The organism is Hymenobacter agri (assembly GCF_054778495.1).
In genome coordinates this window covers 1-3,019 of record NZ_BAAGZM010000527.1, presented here as the reverse complement: position 1 = coordinate 3,019, position 3,019 = coordinate 1, and the positions used below count along the sequence as shown (strand labels likewise).

Here is a 3,019-nt window from a genome sequence, read left to right as displayed (position 1 = left end):
TAGCGCAGGCCCGGCACGGGCCGGTAGCGGCCGTCGAAGGTGCGCAGGGCCCCCGGCTGCATGCTGCCATCGCCAAAAAAGCCCGAGCCTTGGGCTTTCAGGGCGGCGCGCAGGGTGGTTTCCTGGGGGGCACGGTTGGCTTGGGCGTAGAGGACGCGGGCTTCGGCTACGTCGTGGCTGGCCTGGGCCCGGGCCGACTGCCCTCCCACGGCCAGACCCAGTAAAAGCATTAGAGAAGTAATTTTCACAAATAGTCCTACTGAAACGATGATAAGGAAAAGCGACTAACTAACAGGATGTCAAAAATACAGGTAGTAAGGCATTGTTGACATAACGCATTGCGCTTTTCAAGCACCGTGCCATTCCACTAGCACTTAGCGGTTGCGGCCGTACTGCTCGTGGCTGCTCACCCAGTCGGAGCTCGAAATAGCGGCGCCCAGGCTCAGCTCGCCGGCCAGTACCACGCCGGTCACGATTTCGGCAAACTTGCGCACCGTGCCCCGGCCCACGCAGCCCAGCATGCGCAGGCACTCGTTTTGGGTGGCCAGGCCGGTACCGCCGCCGTGGGTGGCCACGATGAGCGAGGGGATGGTGATGCTGATGTAGAGGTCGCCGTCCTTGTTCACTTCCGAATACAGGATGCCGGCCGAGGACTCGCTCACGTTGGCCACGTCCTGCCCGGTGGCGATGAACAGGGCCGTGATGCCGTTGGCCGAGTGTGCGCCGTTGTTGTTAGCCCCCGAAATGAAGGCGCCCACGTTGCTCACCTGCCCGTGGTAGGCCAGCTGCTCGGGCGTTACGCGCATGCGCTGCATCAGCACGTCGCGCTTCACCACGGCTTCGGCCACCACGCGCTTGCCGCGGGTGCGCATGACGTTGATTTGCGAGGCTTTTTTGTCGGTGGCGAAGTTCGATTCCAGGTAGAAATGCTCGATTTTCGGGCCCTTGTAGTTCTCCAGAATCCAGGAGCAGGCGGCGAAGGTGGCGCGGCCCACCATGTTCTGGCCCGCGGCGTCGCCGGTGCTGAAATTGAAGCGCAGGTAAGCAAACTTGTTGCTCAGGTACGTATCGATGTACTGTAGCTTGGCCACGCTGGAGGTGCTTTCGGCCTGCGGCCGAATCTGGTCGATGTTGTCTTCCACCCATTGGCCGAAGTCGCGGGCCCCGCGCGCATCGTCGAACACGAACACGGGGGCGCGCTGCATAGCGTCGCCAATCACGGTGCACTTCACGCCGCCGCACAGGTTCAGCACTTGAATGCCGCGGTTGTAGCTAGCCACGAGCGTGCCCTCGGTGGTGGCCATCGGAATCAGGAAGTCGCCCTGCGCGTGCTCGCCATTCACGGTGAGCGGCCCGGCCAGGCCCACCGGAATCTGGGCCACGCCCATGAAATGCTCGCAGTTGCCCTGCAGCTGGTGGGCATCGAAGGAGTAGTGCTTGAGGTGTTTGAACTCCTGGCTGGTGAAGTCTTCGGCGAAGCGCTGGCGGGCGGCAATGGCGGCCTCGGCGTAGTCATCTTCCTCGGAGCGCGGAATGCGGGCCTTGGAGGCGCCCACGCCCACAATGGCGTCCTCGACCTCCACGTGCAGGTCGCCGAAGGCATCGGTGGCAAACCACATCTGCACGCGGTGCATGCCCTCGGCCAGGGCAGGCGTGTCGAGCAGCACCGTGATGGTGCGGCCCACGGGCAGCTCCACGGCCTGCGCGGCGGCATCGATGGCGGTGGCGGCGCGCTGCTCGCCATTGCCCAGGTCGACCCGGATTTTCTCGGCCGGCACTTCCACGTCGTCAATCTGCACCTTCGTGAAGCCGGTCACCTTCACCGTATCGAGGCGGTTTTTGAGGCTGAAGGCGACGCCCGCATTCTCGGGCTGATTGTGCAGGCTGCCGCGGGTGTAGAGCAGCTTGAGGAGCATGGGGCTGGGCGTGAAGACCATAGGGGCGGGGCGAGTGAAAGTTGGGTGGATAAGGTGCGTTGAGAAGTGAAGGTGGGGAATTTTATCGAATTTTAAACTGAACAGGGATGGTGAGGGAGATTGTAGCTGGATTGGTCGTCGCATTAGCGCCAGGCATAAATGTGCCAAGCGAGCGTACTGCCTTTAAAGCTTCTGCATCAAAATCAGGGTAAAGGCCACGAACAACTCGCGCATCATACACCTTGCCATCCGTGCCCACATCGAAAGTGACCCACACATTTCCTTCTACGCATACAACCCTGCCTATTTGTGGCCAACGTAGGTGCTGATAGATGGTGCGCATCATACCCTTTTGGCCACCATCGATGTATTGAGGCGCTTGAATTAAATGAGCGCCACTCGGAGGTGGTACCAAGGGCGGCCGTTCAGTTGCAGGAACAACGAGGTCCGATAAATCCGGCTCTGCTTTGGGCGGAACCTGCTGGGCCCGCGCCGCCGCTGGCAGCAACAGCACCGCCGCCACCGCCCGCCAGCTTCTGCAAGCCGCTGTTGTTGCTGCTGAATCGAGAAGAAGCATGGTTGAGGCCCCAATTATTTGAGCTTGAAGGTAATCGGTACGGTAAAGCTTACCGCTACTGACTCACCCATTTGTTTGCCCGGTTTGAACTGCGGCAGTAGGCGCACCACGCGCAGCACTTCCGCATCGAACCGCGGGTGCAGACTTTTCACAATTTGGGCATCGCTAACCTGGCCATCCGTGCCTACTGTGAACGAAGCGAATACCTGGCCTTGCTTCTGAATCATTTTGCCCTTGCTGCGCGGCCATACAATTCGCTGCTGAATGTACTGCACCACCTCGCGACTGCCGCCACCATGTAGGCTGGGCATTTGTTCGACCACGGCACCATAAACTATTCCTGATGCCTCAGAAGTCATATCAGCAGCAGTAGAATCTGGTGTTTGGGCATTGCTGATTCGTTGGCTGGCACCGGCCGCCACAGGCACCGGCCCGCCCGTACCGCAGCCCTGTACCTGCGCCAGCGCCTCTCGCGCCGTGAGGCCCTGCGCCACCACCAGCACCAACGCTGCCACAAACCAGCGCA

General features: G+C 60.9%; 4 protein-coding genes. All 4 read right to left on the bottom strand.

Annotated elements, in window-relative coordinates:
- Positions 1-230, bottom strand: a 230-nt coding sequence (locus tag ACYVDE_RS18810) for a hypothetical protein (RefSeq protein WP_460503084.1), incomplete at its 3' end; no start/stop codon positions are given.
- A 144-nt stretch (positions 231-374) separates the two neighbouring features.
- Positions 375-1,937 carry a hydroxymethylglutaryl-CoA reductase gene (locus ACYVDE_RS18805; RefSeq protein ID WP_460503083.1) on the bottom strand — a complete coding sequence of 521 codons (1,563 nt, stop codon included), beginning with the start codon at positions 1,935-1,937 and terminating at the stop codon, positions 375-377.
- A 61-nt stretch (positions 1,938-1,998) separates the two neighbouring features.
- Positions 1,999-2,493 carry a TonB family protein gene (locus tag ACYVDE_RS18800; RefSeq protein ID WP_460503082.1) on the bottom strand — a complete coding sequence of 165 codons (495 nt, stop codon included), beginning with the start codon at positions 2,491-2,493 and terminating at the stop codon, positions 1,999-2,001.
- 14 nt (positions 2,494-2,507) lie between these two features.
- Positions 2,508-3,019 (bottom strand): energy transducer TonB (locus tag ACYVDE_RS18795; RefSeq protein ID WP_460503081.1); only part of this gene is annotated, 512 nt, incomplete at its 5' end.

Excerpts from the sequence above, each read along its gene's own strand:
- ACYVDE_RS18805 (WP_460503083.1), bottom strand. The coding sequence starts at position 1,937 with ATGGTCTTCACGCCCAGCCCCATGCTCCTCAAGCTGCTCTACACCCGC.
- ACYVDE_RS18800 (WP_460503082.1), bottom strand. The coding sequence starts at position 2,493 with ATGCTTCTTCTCGATTCAGCAGCAACAACAGCGGCTTGCAGAAGCTGG.